This window comes from Azospirillum sp. B4 (assembly GCF_000333275.1).
GTDB lineage: Bacteria > Pseudomonadota > Alphaproteobacteria > Azospirillales > Azospirillaceae > Nitrospirillum.
Genome location: NZ_BACU01000410.1, coordinates 1 through 14343, shown reverse-complemented (window position 1 = coordinate 14343; position 14343 = coordinate 1). Strand labels below are relative to the sequence as shown.

Annotated in this window: 10 protein-coding genes and 1 tRNA gene; 6 read left to right on the top strand and 5 right to left on the bottom strand. The window is 68.9% G+C overall.

Translation table 11 applies throughout. From position 1 onward, the window contains the following. On the bottom strand, positions 1-513 hold a 513-nt coding region (locus I55_RS18285), incomplete at its 3' end, for an MT-A70 family methyltransferase (RefSeq protein WP_044562016.1). Between the two features lie 124 nt (positions 514-637). Next, positions 638-1528 carry a uracil-DNA glycosylase family protein gene (locus I55_RS18280; RefSeq protein WP_044562015.1) on the bottom strand — a complete coding sequence of 297 codons (891 nt, stop codon included), beginning with the start codon at positions 1526-1528 and terminating at the stop codon, positions 638-640. A gap of 156 nt (positions 1529-1684) precedes the next feature. Between I55_RS18280 and I55_RS18275 the strand changes: the two genes are divergently transcribed. The 3 genes from I55_RS18275 (at position 1685) to I55_RS18265 (ending at position 6149) form a co-directional block, all read left to right on the top strand. Further along, positions 1685-3346 (top strand): electron transfer flavoprotein-ubiquinone oxidoreductase, encoded by a 1662-nt coding sequence (locus I55_RS18275; RefSeq protein WP_044562014.1) that lies wholly within the window; start codon positions 1685-1687, stop codon positions 3344-3346. A 154-nt stretch (positions 3347-3500) separates the two neighbouring features. Next, complete coding sequence (locus I55_RS38540; protein WP_252181200.1) at positions 3501-5195, top strand: tetratricopeptide repeat protein; 1695 nt, start codon at positions 3501-3503, stop codon at positions 5193-5195. 57 nt (positions 5196-5252) lie between these two features. Further along, positions 5253-6149, top strand: a complete 897-nt coding sequence (locus I55_RS18265; protein ID WP_049974252.1) for a 4-(cytidine 5'-diphospho)-2-C-methyl-D-erythritol kinase — start codon at positions 5253-5255, stop codon at positions 6147-6149. A gap of 1 nt (position 6150) precedes the next feature. Here I55_RS18265 and I55_RS33215 read toward each other — a convergent pair whose 3' ends face one another. Then, on the bottom strand, positions 6151-7122 hold the full coding sequence (locus I55_RS33215) for an SEL1-like repeat protein (RefSeq protein ID WP_049974251.1): 972 nt from the start codon (positions 7120-7122) through the stop codon (positions 6151-6153). Positions 7123-7286: 164 nt separating this feature from the next. Here I55_RS33215 and I55_RS18255 point away from each other — a divergent pair. The 3 genes from I55_RS18255 to I55_RS18245 all read left to right on the top strand — a co-directional run bounded on the left by I55_RS18255 (position 7287) and on the right by I55_RS18245 (position 10342). Beyond that, a tRNA-Gln gene (locus I55_RS18255) sits at positions 7287-7361 on the top strand. 540 nt (positions 7362-7901) lie between these two features. Then, positions 7902-9122: a hypothetical protein gene (locus I55_RS18250; RefSeq protein ID WP_252181199.1), complete on the top strand. Its 1221-nt coding sequence runs from the start codon at positions 7902-7904 to the stop codon at positions 9120-9122. A 170-nt stretch (positions 9123-9292) separates the two neighbouring features. Next, positions 9293-10342 (top strand): hypothetical protein, encoded by a 1050-nt coding sequence (locus tag I55_RS18245; protein WP_044562011.1) that lies wholly within the window; start codon positions 9293-9295, stop codon positions 10340-10342. A gap of 338 nt (positions 10343-10680) precedes the next feature. Here I55_RS18245 and I55_RS18235 read toward each other — a convergent pair whose 3' ends face one another. Together I55_RS18235 and I55_RS18230 are read right to left on the bottom strand one after the other, a co-directional pair. Next, positions 10681-12828: a membrane protein gene (locus I55_RS18235; RefSeq protein WP_044562009.1), complete on the bottom strand. Its 2148-nt coding sequence runs from the start codon at positions 12826-12828 to the stop codon at positions 10681-10683. Further along, a partial coding sequence (locus I55_RS18230; protein WP_044562008.1) for a DUF4159 domain-containing protein occupies positions 12825-14343 on the bottom strand: 1519 nt, incomplete at its 5' end. The genes I55_RS18230 and I55_RS18235, both read right to left, overlap by 4 nt.

Genomic DNA, 14343 nt, shown 5'->3' with positions numbered 1-14343 from the left:
ATACTGCTCATCGGGCTTGCGCGAATGCTCACGCTTGCGGGTGCCCAGGTAGTTCACTTGGGTGCGGCCAGGGTCCAGCGTCCGGGCGTTCTTGCCGCGTACGCCGAACAGGATCAGTTCGGTGACGTTGCGGAAATAGAAGCCGACGCCGCGCCCGTCGGACCCGCCGTCCTTGCGCAGCTTATGCCACACCAGGTTGGTCTTGTACTGGAAGCCCCAGGCCTGCATGACCTGCAGCCCCTCCGGCAGCAGGGCGTTGGGCACCCACAGGTACAGGTGCGCCGTGTCGGCCAGGACCTTGCTCACCGGCAGGGCGCAAATCTCCTCCACCGACATGGTGCCGTAGCGCGACAGGCGGTGATGCTCCGGCGCCATCTTGCCGGTGCGGTTCACGAATCGCCAGGGCGGGTCGGCCAGCACCGTGGCGAATCGCTTCTTGCCGGCCACGGCCAACAGGTCGCGCGCCGGGTCCAGATCGGGCTGAGCGGGGGAGGAATCCAGGGGGGAGGTCATGGGGCCATGCTGCCTATCGCGATACGGCCCGTCAATCATCGGCCTGGGAACATAGATAGAACACGAGGTGCCCGGAAACGCAAGGCCGCCCCGCTTGGGGCCGCCCCGCTTGGGATTGCCGCCCTCAAGGGCGCTGCGGCAGCGCCGCCAGCTTCTGGCGCAGGGACAAGAGGTCCCGCCACGTCTCCCGCTTGGCGCCCGGGTTGCGCAGCAGATAGGCCGGGTGCAGCAGCGCCAGGGCGGGCAGAGGCCGGGTCAGGCCGGGGCTGCCGTAATCGAACCACCGGCCACGCAGGCGGGTGATGCCCTCCGTCTTGGCCAGCAGGGTCTTGGCCGAGATGCCGCCCAGGAAGACCAGGATGTCGGGATCCGCGATCTCCACATGCCGCTGGATGAAGGGCAGGCAGGCCGCGATCTCGCTGTCCGTGGGGTTGCGGTTGCCGGGTGGGCGCCAGGGCAGGATGTTGCTGATGTAGACCGCCTTGTCCGCATCCTCGGCATGGCGGTCCAGGCCGATGGCGGCCAGCATCTTGTCCAAGAGGGCGCCGGCGGGGCCGACGAAGGGCTTGCCCTGCCTGTCCTCCTGCTCGCCCGGCGCCTCGCCCACCAGCATGACGCGGGCCTTGGGGTTGCCGTCGGCGAAGACGGTGCTGGTCGCCGTCTGGCGCAGGGGGCAGCCGTCAAAGGCCAGCAAGGCCTTGTACAGGTCTTCCAGCGTGGTGGCCGCCATGGCGGCGCCGCGCGCGCTGGCGCGGGCCTCGTTCGCGCCCAGCGGGGATTCCGCCGATGGCGGCTGCGGGGAGGGGACGTTTTTTTCCGGCGGTGTTGCCGGCCGGCCATGGGCGGCGGCGGACGGGGCGCCGGCCGGCGGGCGGCCTGGGCCGGCGTCGCGCGCAGTAGGCGTCCTGCGGCTGGCCACCTGGGTCCAGTCCGTCGGCTGGTCGTTGATCGCTTCGTCGGCGCCGATCTCGACCAGCCAGGCCAGATCCGCGACGGCATTTGCCGTGTCAATCATGATTTGACCCTACCATCGCTGGTGTGTTTCTTCATCAACCGCATGGGGCGGACGCGCGCGAAAATGACGCGTCCCCCATAGGGTTCGTCCGCGAGAGCCCGCGACCAAGCCACGGAACTCCGCACCGGTAACCACGGAAGAAGAAGGCGCAAGGACATGGAACGGGAGTCGATGGAGTATGACGTCGTCATCGTCGGCGCCGGCCCCTCGGGGCTGTCGGCCGCGATACGGCTGAAGCAGCTGGCCGCCGCCGCCGACAAGGAGATCAGCGTCTGCCTCATCGAAAAGGGATCGGAGGTCGGGGCCCACATCCTGTCGGGCGCCGTCATCGACCCCATCGCCCTGAATGAGCTGATCCCCGACTGGAAGGCGAAGGGGGCGCCGCTCAACACGCCGGTCACCGACGACCGCTTCTACATCCTGACCGAGGTCGGCTCCATGCGCATTCCCAATGCGCTGCTGCCGCCGCTGATGGACAACCACGGCAACTATATCGTCAGCCTGGGCAATGTCTGCCGCTGGCTGGCGAGCCAAGCCGAAGAACTGGGCGTGGAGATCTACCCCGGCTTCGCCGCGGCCGAGGTGCTGTACCACGACGACGGCTCGGTCAAGGGTATCGCCACCGGCGACATGGGCATCGGCAAGGATGGGGAGCCGACGGACCGCTACACCCCGGGCATGGAGCTGCACGGCAAGTACACGCTGTTCGCCGAGGGCGTGCGCGGCAACCTGTCGAAGGAGCTGATGGCCCGCTTCAACCTGCGCGACGGCGTGGACCCGCAGAAGTACGGCATCGGCATCAAGGAGCTGTGGCAGATCGACCCCGCCAAGCACAAGCAGGGTCTGGTGCTGCACAGCCAGGGCTGGCCGCTGGACAGCAAGACCGGCGGCGGCTCCTTCATGTACCATCTGGAGGACAACCAGGTGGCCATCGGCTTCGTCGTCCACCTGAACTACACCAACCCCTATCTGTCGCCGTTCGAGGAATTCCAGCGCTTCAAGCAGCACCCGCTGATCCGCCCCTATCTGGAGGGCGGCAAGCGCCTGTCCTATGGCGCCCGCGCCATCAACGAGGGGGGGCTGCAGTCCGTCCCGAAGTTGACCTTCCCCGGCGGCGCGCTGATCGGCTGTGCCGCCGGCTTCGTCAACCTGCCCCGCATCAAGGGCAGCCACAACGCCATGAAGACCGGCATGCTGGCGGCCGAGGCGGCGTTCGACCGGCTGGCGGCCGGCAGCGAGGGGCATGACGAGCTGACGGATCTCGAGACCAAGTGGCGCCAGAGCTGGGTGTTCCAGGACCTGCACAAGGTGCGCAACGTGAAGCCCAGCCTGAAGCACGGCCTGTGGTTGGGCACGGCGCTGGGCGGCCTGCACATGTGGCTGAATGACCTGAAGCTGGGTTTCCTGGTGGGCTGGACCCAACACCACGGCAAGCCGGACCATGAGAGCCTGGTGCCCGCGGCCAACGCCCGGAAGATCGTCTATCCCAAGGCGGACGGCGTCATCAGCTTCGACCGGCTGTCCTCGGTGTTCATCTCCAACACCAATCACGAGGAAGACCAGCCCTCGCACCTGAAGCTGAAGGACCCCACGGTCCCCATCGCCTTCAACCTGCCCACCTATGACGAGCCGGCGCAGCGCTACTGCCCCGCCGGAGTGTATGAGGTCACGCGCGACGACAACGGGCAGAACCCGCGCTTCGTCATCAACGCGCAAAACTGCGTGCACTGCAAGACCTGCGACATCAAGGACCCGACCCAGAACATCAACTGGACGGTGCCGGAGGGCGGCGGGGGCCCCAACTACCCCAATATGTGAGCCCACACCCACTGCGAAAGGCGCCCATCCCGGGGCGCCTTTCCATTTCAGGCGCCATGGTTGTTCCCGGCGCGTTTACCGACTAGCTTGGGGCCACAAGGACTCAATAGACGGCGGCGATCTCGTGCGGTTTTTACGGCGGACATCATCGGGTTTGGTTCTGGCTGGCCTGCTGACGGCGGCAATTCCCTGCTCTTCCGCCTGGGCGGCCAAGGCGCCGGAGCAGCCGGTCACCCTCGACCCCCTGTCGGCCTTCGTCGCCGGCAAGGTGGCGCAAGGGGCGGGGGACTGGACGGCGGCGGCCGACTTCCTGGCCCTCAGCCTCAAGTCCGACCCGGACGACCTGACCCTGCTGCGCCGCGCCGTGCTGATCAATGTCGGCCTGGGCCGCACCAAGGTGGCGCTGCCCCTGGCCAAGCGCCTGGTGGCGGCCAAGGATGGCAACCCCGTGGCCCTGACCCTGCTGGCGGCCGACGCCGTGGCGGCGGGGGATGAGGCGGGGGCGCTAGCCGCCATCGACGCCCTGCCCAAGGATGGGCTGGGCACCTTCATGCGGCCGCTGGTGACCGCCTGGATCAAGGCGCGCAAGTCCGACTGGCCGGCCGCCAAGGCGGCGCTGGAGCCCTTGGAGGCCCAGGCCCCCTTCCGCGCCATGGCGGCCCTGCACGCCGCCCTGATCGAGGATCTGGCGGGGCATGAGGATGCCGCCCGCACCTGGTATGCCCAGGCGGGGGACGGCGGCCAGGTGCTGCGCGTCGCCATGCTGCGCGCCAATTTCGAGATGCGCACCGGCCATCCCGACCAGGCGCAGGCGGCGCTGGCCGCCGTGCTGCAGGCCGACCCCAGGGGGCCCATGGGCGATGCGGCCCGGGCCGTGCTGGCCAAACCCCATCCCACCCGCGTGGTGGCCAACGCCACCGAAGGCTTGGCGGAGGCGCTGTTCGACGTGGCCGCCGCCATCAACCAGGAAAAGGTGGCGGAGGTGGCGCTGCTCTACGCCCGCCTGGCCCTGCACCTGGACCCGTCGCTGGCCCCGGCCCGCATGCTGGCGGGCGAGACCCTGTCGGAAATGGACCGGGACGCCGAGGCGGCGGCCGAGTACACCTCCGTCGTCACCGAACTGGGCATGAAGACGGGGGAGAAGGCGGACGTCGGCCTGCTGTGGGCGGCCCGCCTGCGCCTGGCCGACACGCTGGCCCGGCAGAACAAGAGCCAGGAGGCCGTCACCATCCTGAAGGCCATGGCGGCGGAGCGGCCGGACCGCAGCGACGCCTTGGTGCGCCTGGGCGACCTGCTGCGCGTTGGTCAGAAACTGCCCGACGCGCTGGCCGCCTACAACCAGGCCATCGAACGACTGGGCGGCCGCCCCAACGGTGGCGATTGGTTCCTGTACTATGCCCGCGCCATGGTGCAGGACCAGATGGGCCGCTGGCCGGAGGCGGAATCCGACCTGCTGCGCGCCTTGCAACTGCAGCCCAACCAGCCTGGCGTGCTGAACTACCTGGGCTACGCCTGGTCGGAACGGGGCGTTAAGCTGGACCAGGCCCGCCAGTTGCTGGAACAGGCGGTGAAGCTGCGCCCCAATGACGGGGCCATCATCGACAGTCTGGGCTGGGTCAAGTATCGCGCCGGCGACATCCCGGGCGCGGTGGATCTGCTGGAGCGCGCGGCGGAACTGAAGTCCCGCGACCCGGCGATCAACGACCACCTGGGCGACGCCTACTGGGCCATCGGCCGCCGGCTGGAGGCGCACTATCAGTGGCAGCGCGCCGTCCGCGAGAATCCCGAGGATACCCTGAAGGCCACCCTGGAGGAAAAGCTGAAGCGCGATCCCACCGCGGCGAAGTAAGCTGATCCCGGCTTCTGCCAGTTCACCCACTGCAAGTTGATCCAAGGAACGATCCCCGTGACCACGGTAAGCGCCGCCGCAGCCGCCAAGCTGAACCTCTACCTGCATGTCCTGGGGAAGCGACCGGACGGCTATCATGAGCTGGACAGCCTGGTGGTGTTCGCCACCGCCCACGACCTGATCACCGTGACCGAGGCGCCGGGCTTCAGCCTGGCCATCGACGGGCCCTTCGGCAGCACGCTGGTGGCCGAAGGCACGGGGCGCAACCTGGTATCGCGCGCCGCCCACGCCCTGGCCGACGCCCTGGGCCGGGACCCGCATGTCGCCATCCGTCTGACCAAGAACCTGCCGGTGGCCTCTGGCATCGGTGGCGGCTCGGCGGATGCCGCCGCCACGCTGAAGGCGCTGGCCCTGCTGTGGGGCGTGGCGCAGGACGACGCCCGCCTGGTGGAGCTGGCGCCCACCCTGGGGGCCGACGTGCCCGTCTGCCTGTTCGGGCGCACCGCCTATTTCGGCGGGGCGGGGGAGCAGGTGGTGGCGGGGCCGGCGCTGCCATCCGCCGGCCTGCTGCTGGTGAACCCTGGCGTGCACATGCCGACCAAGGACGTCTTCGCCGCCCGCACCGGCGCCTGGACCACCGCCGGCCGGCTGGAGCGCGACCCCGTGGATGTGGTCGACTTCGCCCAGCAGCTGCGCGCCCGGGGCAATGACCTGGGCGCCGCGGCGGAAAGCCTGTCGCCCGCCATCACCGATGTCCTGGCGGCCCTGGACACCACGCCCGGCTGCCTGCTGGCCCGCATGTCGGGCAGCGGCGCCACCTGCATCGGCCTCTATGCCGATGTCGAGTCGGCGGCGGCCGCCGCCGCCCTGATCAACCGCGTGCGCCCCACCTGGTGGGTGAAGGCCACCGCCCTGCTGCCGGAGGTTCCGGCGGCCGAAGTGGTCGCGGACTGATCTACCTCCGGGCCAGGCGCGCGAGAAGATCGCGGCCGGGCCAGCCGTCCGGGGGCGGTGCCGCCTCATCCCAAATCGGCGGGTGCGCCACCTCATAGGCCAGGATGGCGTTGGCGGTGCGCGCACCCAGGCGGCCATCCGCCGGCCCCTTCAGATACCCCAGATCCCGCAGGCGTTGCTGGACCAGCCGCAGGCCCTCCGGGCTGATGGCGGCCGGCGGTGTGCGAGGTTGGCCGGCGGCGGGTTTGGGGGCGGGCTTGACCGTGGCCGGGTCCTGGGGTTGGGCCGCCAGGCCGACGCCCACCACCACCGGCGATCGCCCGCCCCGTTTCAGGCGGGCCAGGGCGGTGGCCGCGGCAGGGTCGCCCTCGGCCACCGCCCGCTCGTACCAGCGGGCCGCGGCCGGGGGATCCGGTGGCCCGCCCACGCCCCGCTCATACAAATCGCCCAGCCGTTCCAGCGCCAACGCCAGGCCGCCCTGGGCGGCGCGACGGTACCAGCCGGCGGCTTGCGTGGCGTCGGCCGGCACATCCACGCCTTCATCATACAGAAGACCCAGGCTGAACTGCGCCTGGGCATCCCCCAAATCGGCGGCGCAACGGTACCAGGGCAGGGCGGCGGTGACGTCTTCGGGCCAGCCCATGCCGCCTGCCTCCAGATCGGCCAGGGCCAGGCAGGCCCGCCGGCGGATGTCATCGTCCGGCGCGGTGGCGGCCAGGCGATACCACGCGCGGGCGCGCACCATGTCCGTGGGCCGGTCGAAGGGCACGTCGCCATAAGCGTCGGCCAGGTCCAGCTGCGCCTGGGCGTCGCCGCCGCGCGCCCTGGCGTCAAGGGCCAGCAGCTCCGCCTCGGCCCCGGGCGGGGGAGGGTCGGGTTGCGGTTCGGTGGTGGCCGCTGGCGCGGGGGACGTCAGCAGCAGGGCCGCCAGGCCGGCGGCGGGGAGCAGGCGGCGAAGGGCTGGGAGCGGCATGGCGGGACCGGACGGGGGACCAGGCGGGGGGAAGGCCGCCCATAGTGCCATGCCGCCGCCGCCGGAACAGGGGGCAAGAGCCGCGATGGCAACGCGATTTGGGGCGTTGCGTCGGCCGGGCTTTCTGATTATGGTGCCGCCCTCCCCGACGGGAGGCCCGGTGATGGGGCGTCGCCAAGCGGTAAGGCAGCGGATTTTGATTCCGCCATGCGGAGGTTCGATCCCTCCCGCCCCAGCCATCTCCAGCCGATGCCGTTCTGATGTCGATTCCGGCCAGGATTGCGTCCGTGTTTCCCTCGATCGAATCACCTAGGGTGGCGTTACTGCCGGGGCCGTCGCGTCATTGGCGCCCGGGCGCGTCATTACTGCCCGTGTCTTGGCGGAATCGGCGTGGGATGGGCGGGATGTCAGGATTCGTCAAATTTTATGTATCGTCTCCGCCTCTTCCAAAGTATTATTGCCGCAAGGATAGGTTCGCTTGCGGGGGCGCCCATCCCGAGGGATAGCGGGATATTGAATTGGCCAAAGTATCGGCCATGATATCCTATAGGGAAGGTTGCACCCGGGCGGCGGCGGCCCAGCGTGTGGGCCCTTGCGGTGCCGGCGCCAGGGTGATGGTTTCGGGTTTTCGGGTCACGGGGCGTGGGCCCGGTCCACAGTGGAAAATGCGCGTCCTGGTTGTTCCCGGTGCCTTGGAAGCATCCGGTTGCGGAGATGAGATGAATCGTCCGAATGCGCCTAAACGGGATTGGGTCCGGGTAAAGCCCGGCGAACGTCCGGTGGCGTTGCCTGAAAAGCCGGAATACGACGATCAGAAGCTGTTGACCCTGCTGCAGTCCGCCAAACGTGAACTGCAGGGCCTGCGTCTCATCCACCTGCACCTGTCCCTCTTGAAGGACAAGAGCAACCTCGACCTCCTCTCCATCAAGCGCGCGATGCAGGAGACGGCGGACAATTCGTCGTATCTGCAGGTCTTCAACCTGTCCAACGACGACGTCATCGTCCTGTACAAGGGCATCAAGTTCTCCCTCATCAGCGACGTCTGCTCGAAGATCGAGAAGCTGATGTTGTCGCGCACGACCATGGTGAAGCAGAACCCCTACCGGGAAGACAGCCTCTATTCGATCATGGAGCTGTCGCTCAACTTCGTCAGCGTCATTCGCTTCATCGAGGGTCTGCAGAAGGGGGAGGGCGGCGACGCCCCGGTGGAGCAGACCAAGCCCCCCATCTCGCTGGAGGAGCTGGGCAAGATCGAACGCGCCGTGCAGATGTTCGACCTGTCGCCCTTCATGCTGAACCAGCCGGTGGTGAACATCCAGAACCCCACCGAGAACGAATATGAGTATTTCGAGCTGTACATCGCCATCAAGGCGCTGGAGGAGCGGTTGTCGCCGGAGTACGACATCACCGCCAACCGTTGGCTGTTCAGCTATTTCACCTCGCAGCTGGACCAGTCGGTGCTGCGCGCCCTGAACTATGGCGTGGACTTCCTGCGCGGCAAGCGCCTGGGCCTGAACCTGAACCTGGCCACCATCCTGTCGGCCAGCTTCGTGAAGTTCGATGAACGGCTGACGACCGACCTGCGCGGCAACGTCATCCTGGAGATCAACAAGACCGACCTGATCGAGAACGTCTCGATGTACAAGGAGGTCGTCGATTTCGCCGCCACCCGCGGCTACAAGATCTGCATCGACGGGCTGAACGACTTCTGGGTCACGCACATGGACCTGGAATACATGGCCTGCGACTACGCCAAGATCATCTGGTCCCCCGACATGGATAGCATGAGCGAGGAGGAGATCGAGGCGCTGCAGGAAAAAGTGCGGCAGCAGGAAAACTGCCGCTACATCCTGGCCCGCTGCGGCACCGTTTCCGGTCTGATCTGGGCGGAGAAGATGGGCATCAGCCTGGTCCAGGGCCGCGTCATCGACAACATCCTGCGCAAGGGCGTCTTGGTTCGGGACGCGCTGAAGACGGCGCAGGTGATGAACGACGACTGACGCCCGCGCTTTAACGCCGCGGTAAACTCTTTTCATTAAAACGAGGTTATCGCGGGGCCGGCAAATCTGTGTCACTTTCCGCCATGGGGCATGGGGTCGCGCGGGCGGGGCGGGTATGCCGTTCCCAGCCGGAGCCCGGGGGTGTGTTCAGGTGGAACTGACCGGAGATTATGTTGGGACGTGACTATCCGGTACAGGCGGCCGCGGCCGAGGAAGGCGCCGGTGACGGCGCCGTTGCGGCGGCGGTGGCCGGAGCGTCGCCAACCGTGCCGTCCGGCGAGGCGGACGCCAGCCGTAGCACCCATTTTCTGTTCGAAAACAAGGTGTTCTCGGTTCCAGGCGCCTTCTTCTCCTTCGCCCGCGACAGCAATGAGGCCGTCTACAACGTCCAGCTGGGCGATGTATGGGGCAAGATCGCCTTCCGCACCTTGCGGGAGGCCTTCGGCATCGATGACAACAGCGCCGACGCCACCCTGCTGGGCGTGGTGGAGCGCGGCCTGAAATATGTTAAGACCATCCGCCCTGGCGACAGCATCCCCCGCGAGCTGCTGGATGGCAGTGCCTCCTGGCGGGTGGAGGACCAGCATCTGCAAATCGCGCGTGGCCGAATCACCGTGCAGCTGGTGTCGTGGATCACAGGCAAGGAAACCCTGGTCACCGACCGCGGCCAGCTGGAACAGGTGGTGGAGGACCCACAGACCAAGCAGCGGGCGCAGCAGGCGTTCAGCGAGCTTGCCCGGCGCTTCGGCCTGCCGGACGAACGCAAGCAGGAGATCGTGGACAAGGTCGAATCGATCGCCCGCGAGCTGTCCTATATCGAGGCGCTGCGTGACCGTTACGGCCAGGTGCAGCAGATCCTCAACGGCTTGACCCAGGCTGGCCGCATCTACAAGACCGATCGCCAGCTGCAGGCCGATCTGACGCGCATGATGGCGCTGGTCAAGCAGCCCATCCTGGATTTCGAGGACATCTTCGGCCAGCTGGATGCCCAGACCGGCGAGATCATGGCGGTGCTGAAGTCATACGACAGCCAGGTGGCCTTCATCCGCCGCATGCGCGATGAGCTCCACACCCGGCTCATGCTGTGGGATGACGTGATCTACGCCTGGGACGGCGAGCCCGTGGAGCGTGGCCCGGAGCTGGAGGCCCGCTTGAAGAAGACCTACCACTTCCTGGCCCAGCACTTCCTGGTGACCAAGGTCTGGCAGCGCGGGGCGTGAGGGCGGCGGTCAGCACTATCGAGCGGAGCGCAGAGATGCCCACCACAGATGACTTCCGCTTAGAGATCGATGCTCAAATCAAAAGAGCGATTAGGCAAGGTCGGCCGCACATAGAAATCAATGCCGGTGAGCTTCACCGGGTTGTCGGAGGCTATCCGCCGAAACCCGGAGAGGGACATCATGCCATGCCGGCATGCTGCCATGCTCTCTATGCGGAAGCAGATAGGGGGCGAGCGGAAGTGGTCTTCAGCACTGAAAGTGGGCATTCGGCATCGCTTACCATCCGCTATCAATTGCCCAGATAGGGGCTGTTGTCCTCTTTGCGTTGATAAACCGCTTCAGCGCCCCTCGCGCCGCCAACCCAGGACCAGCAGGGCGGCCAACGCCAGCAGGGCCAGCCACGCCGGCACCAGGGGCACCCGGGCGACGCCGGTGACGGTGTAGTCGCCGTTGGCGCGCAGGCCCAGCCAGCCGCTGCCGGCGGCACTCTGGCCGGGGTTGACGCGGCGCAGGTCGGGCAAACCGTCGGCCAGCCAGAAGACGCCGCCGCCCGTGGCCTTGGCCAGGGGGGCTAGGCGGTCGGGGGTGGTGCGCATGTCGGCCAGTTCCGGCGGGTTCAGGGCGCCCACCACGGCCAGGGCGGTGCGGTCGCCGTCCTTCACCCGCCACAGGCCGGGCTCCGTCGCTGGCAGGCTACCGCGCGCCACGCCATCGGGGCTGTCCGCCAGGGGCAGGGTGGTGACGGCGTCGCTGGGGGAGCGCACCTCCACCGGGTCGGCGTCGGGCTTCAAGGACCGGCGTTCCACCACCAGGCGGTCCCCGTCCACGTGGGCCTTCAGGTCGTCCTCCTCCAGCGCCGGTTCCTTCATCAGCCAATGGGCCAGGCGGCGCAGCAGTTCCGCCGCCGGTCCGCCGCCCTCGAAACCGCGCGACCACAGCCACATGTGGTCGGACGCGATCTGTGCCACGCGACCCTTGCCCACACGGTCCAGCACCACCAGCGGCCGGTTGTTGGCGCCGTTCATGACCACGGTACCCTGGCGGGGCACGATGTCGATCTGACGGAACCAGCGTCCCCAGGGTGCCTTCTGAGCGTTGCTCCCCGCCGGGCCCCCCGCCGGGCTCGCAGCCGGGGCGCTCTCGCCATAGCCATCCAGGCCGGCGGTCACCGGGTGGCGGCGGCCGGCCGCCGTCAGGGTGGGGGTGTAGGGCTGCTCCGTCACCGTGCCGGTGGGCTCCCCCGGCAGGATGTCGCCCAGCGGCGTGCGGTACAGCGACAGCGGCGTGGCATAGGCCGGGCCGCTGGCCTCCAGGAAGGCGCCGCCATTGCGCACATACTCCGCGATGTTGGCCAGATAGCCCATGGGCAGGACGTTGCGCTGGCGATAGCGGTCGAAGATGACGAGGTCGAAGTCGTTGAGCTTCACCTCGAACAGTTCGCGGATGGGGAATTGGATCAGCGACAGCTCCCGGATGGGCGTGCTGTCGGACTTCTCCTGCGAGCGCAAGATGGTGAAGTGCACCAAGTCGACGGCGGGGTCGGCCTTCAGCAGGTCGCGCCAGGTGCGCTCGCCCGCGTGCGGCTCGCCCGACACCAGCAGCACGCGCAGGCGGTCGCGCACGCCGTTGACGATGAAGGCGGTGCGGTTGTTGGCCATGGACAGTTCGGCCGGGCCGGCGTTGACCGACAGTTCCAGCAGGTTGGGGCCGCCATGGCCCACGGTGACGGTCAGGGGCACGTCTTCCCCCACCGGCACCGGCACCTGCCGCTCGGGCTGGCCGTCCTGGCGGATGGTCAGCAGCGCGCCATCGGCGGGGCCCTTGCCCGCCCCATTGGCGTTCAGGGGCAGATCCTCCACCCGCACGGTGGCCGTCACCGTCTTGCCAACGATGCCATAGCTGGGGCCACGCACCAGCACCAAGCGGCGGTCGCCCTCCCCCCGCTCCCCCGTCAGCAGGGTGTGCACGGGGCCCAGGTCCGCCAGGTTCTCCGGCTTCTCCGGCACGTCGTGCACCTGGCCATCGGTCAGCAGGATGGCGCCGGCCAGGCGGCGGCGGGGCACGTCGGCCACGGCCTGGGTCAAGGCGTCGATGGCCCGCGTTTCCTCCCCCTTGCCGCCGGCGGTGGAGGTTCCCGCCTCCACCACCCGCAAATCCAGGTCGGGCATGGCGGACAGCTTTTCCTTCAGCGCCGCCAGGGCGGCGTCCGTGCGTTCCCGGCGGTGGCCCACGGCCTGGCTGGCCGAGGTGTCGACCACCACCACCGCCACGTCCTTCAGGGGATGGCGATCCTCCCGCACCAAGGCCGGGTCCAGCAGCAGCAAGGCCAGCGCGGCCAGCGTGGCCGTGCGCCAAGCCAAGCCGCGCGCCCGCCGCCAGGCCATCAGCCCCAACCCGATGAGTGACAGGACGCCCAGCAGGATCAGCAGCCAGGGGGGCAGCAGCGGCTCGAAACTGACGCTGAGGCTGGAGAAGGGGTTCATCATTGGCCCAGCCGCTCCAGGATGGCGGGCACGTGCACCTGGTCGGCCTTGTAGTTGCCGGTCAGGGCGTACATCACCAGGTTGATGCCGAAGCGGTAGGCCATCTCCCGCTGGCGCTCACCGCCCGGCACCACCGCGTTCAGGGGGCGGCCCTGGCCGTCGATGGCCCAGGCGCCGGCCCAGTCGTTGCCGCCCACCAGCACGGGCGAGACGCCGTCGTTCACCCGGCCTTCGGACGCCTCCGCCCACAGTTGGCCACCCGCCTGGCGGCCGGGGAAGTCCTGCAGCAGGAAGAAGGTGCGGCCCAGCACATGCTGCGGTCCCACCGGCGCCAGGGGGGGCACGTCCAGGCCCCGGGTCAGCTCGCGGAGGCGGCCCTGCACGGCGTCGTCAGGGGCGCCCTGGTCGCGGGTGTCGAACAGGATCATGCCGCCGCCGTGCATGTATTGGTTCAGCTTGGCCACCACCGCGTCGGACAGGGCGCCCTGGCCGGGCGTCACCACCCAGTACAGCAGGGGGAACAGGGCCAGGTCGTCCTTTTCCAGGTTCACGCTCATGGCGCCCGCCACCTCCACCGCCGTGCGGCGGTTCAACTGCTCGCCCAGGCCCAGCAGGCCGGCCTTGGTGGTGGCGTCGGCGGCGCGGTCGCCCGTCTCGACATAGGCCAGCCAATTGGCGGTGGTGGCCTTCACGATCTCATCATCCGGGGTGGCGGCGCGGGCTGGCGGCATGGTCAGCACCGCCGCCAGCAGCAGGATCGCGGCGGCGGCCGGGCCACGGCGCCACCGTCCGCCCAGGCGCGGCGAAGCGGGCATCAGGCCGCGCACCAGCATCGACAGGAACAGGTCGGCCACCCAGGCCACGGCCGCCAGACCCAGGAACCAGGGGCGCAAATCCGTCTCCCGCGTGCCGCCGAAGCCCTGGTAGGCGACGCCGGCCAGCGTTTCCATCGGCACCAGCGGGGACACGGAGCCCGCCAGGTTCAGGGCGCGGCGCCGGTCACCCACGCCATAGTATCCGGGCGGATGCAGGGGGCCGACCGGTGTGGCGTTGGCGCCGTCCTTGCCCTCCGGCTCCAGCGGTTGCGCCAGGGCGGACGGGGCCACCAGGCGGCCCTGGCCATCCAGCAGGGACAGGGGCGGCAGGGCGCCGCCGGCGTTGCCGCCGATGCCGCCCGGCAGGCCGTCGCTGAGGCCCACCAGGCGTCGCAGCATGTCAACGTACAGGCCGGATAGGGCGAGGTTGGACCAGGCGGGATCGGCGCTGGTGTGCACCAGCACCAGCCAGCCCTTGCCCCGCCGCTCGCCCGTCACCAGGGGCGTGCCGTCCTCCAGCCGGGCCCAGACCTTGTCGCCCAGGTCGGGCGCAGGCTCGGCCAGCACCTGGCGGCTGACGGTCACGTCGGCCGGCGCGTCCAGTCCGGCGAAAGGGCTCTTGTCATCGAAGGGCGCCAGATGGGCGGGAGTCGTCCAGGACAGGGCGCCGCCCAGGGAACGGTCCCCCCCGCGCGGCGACGGC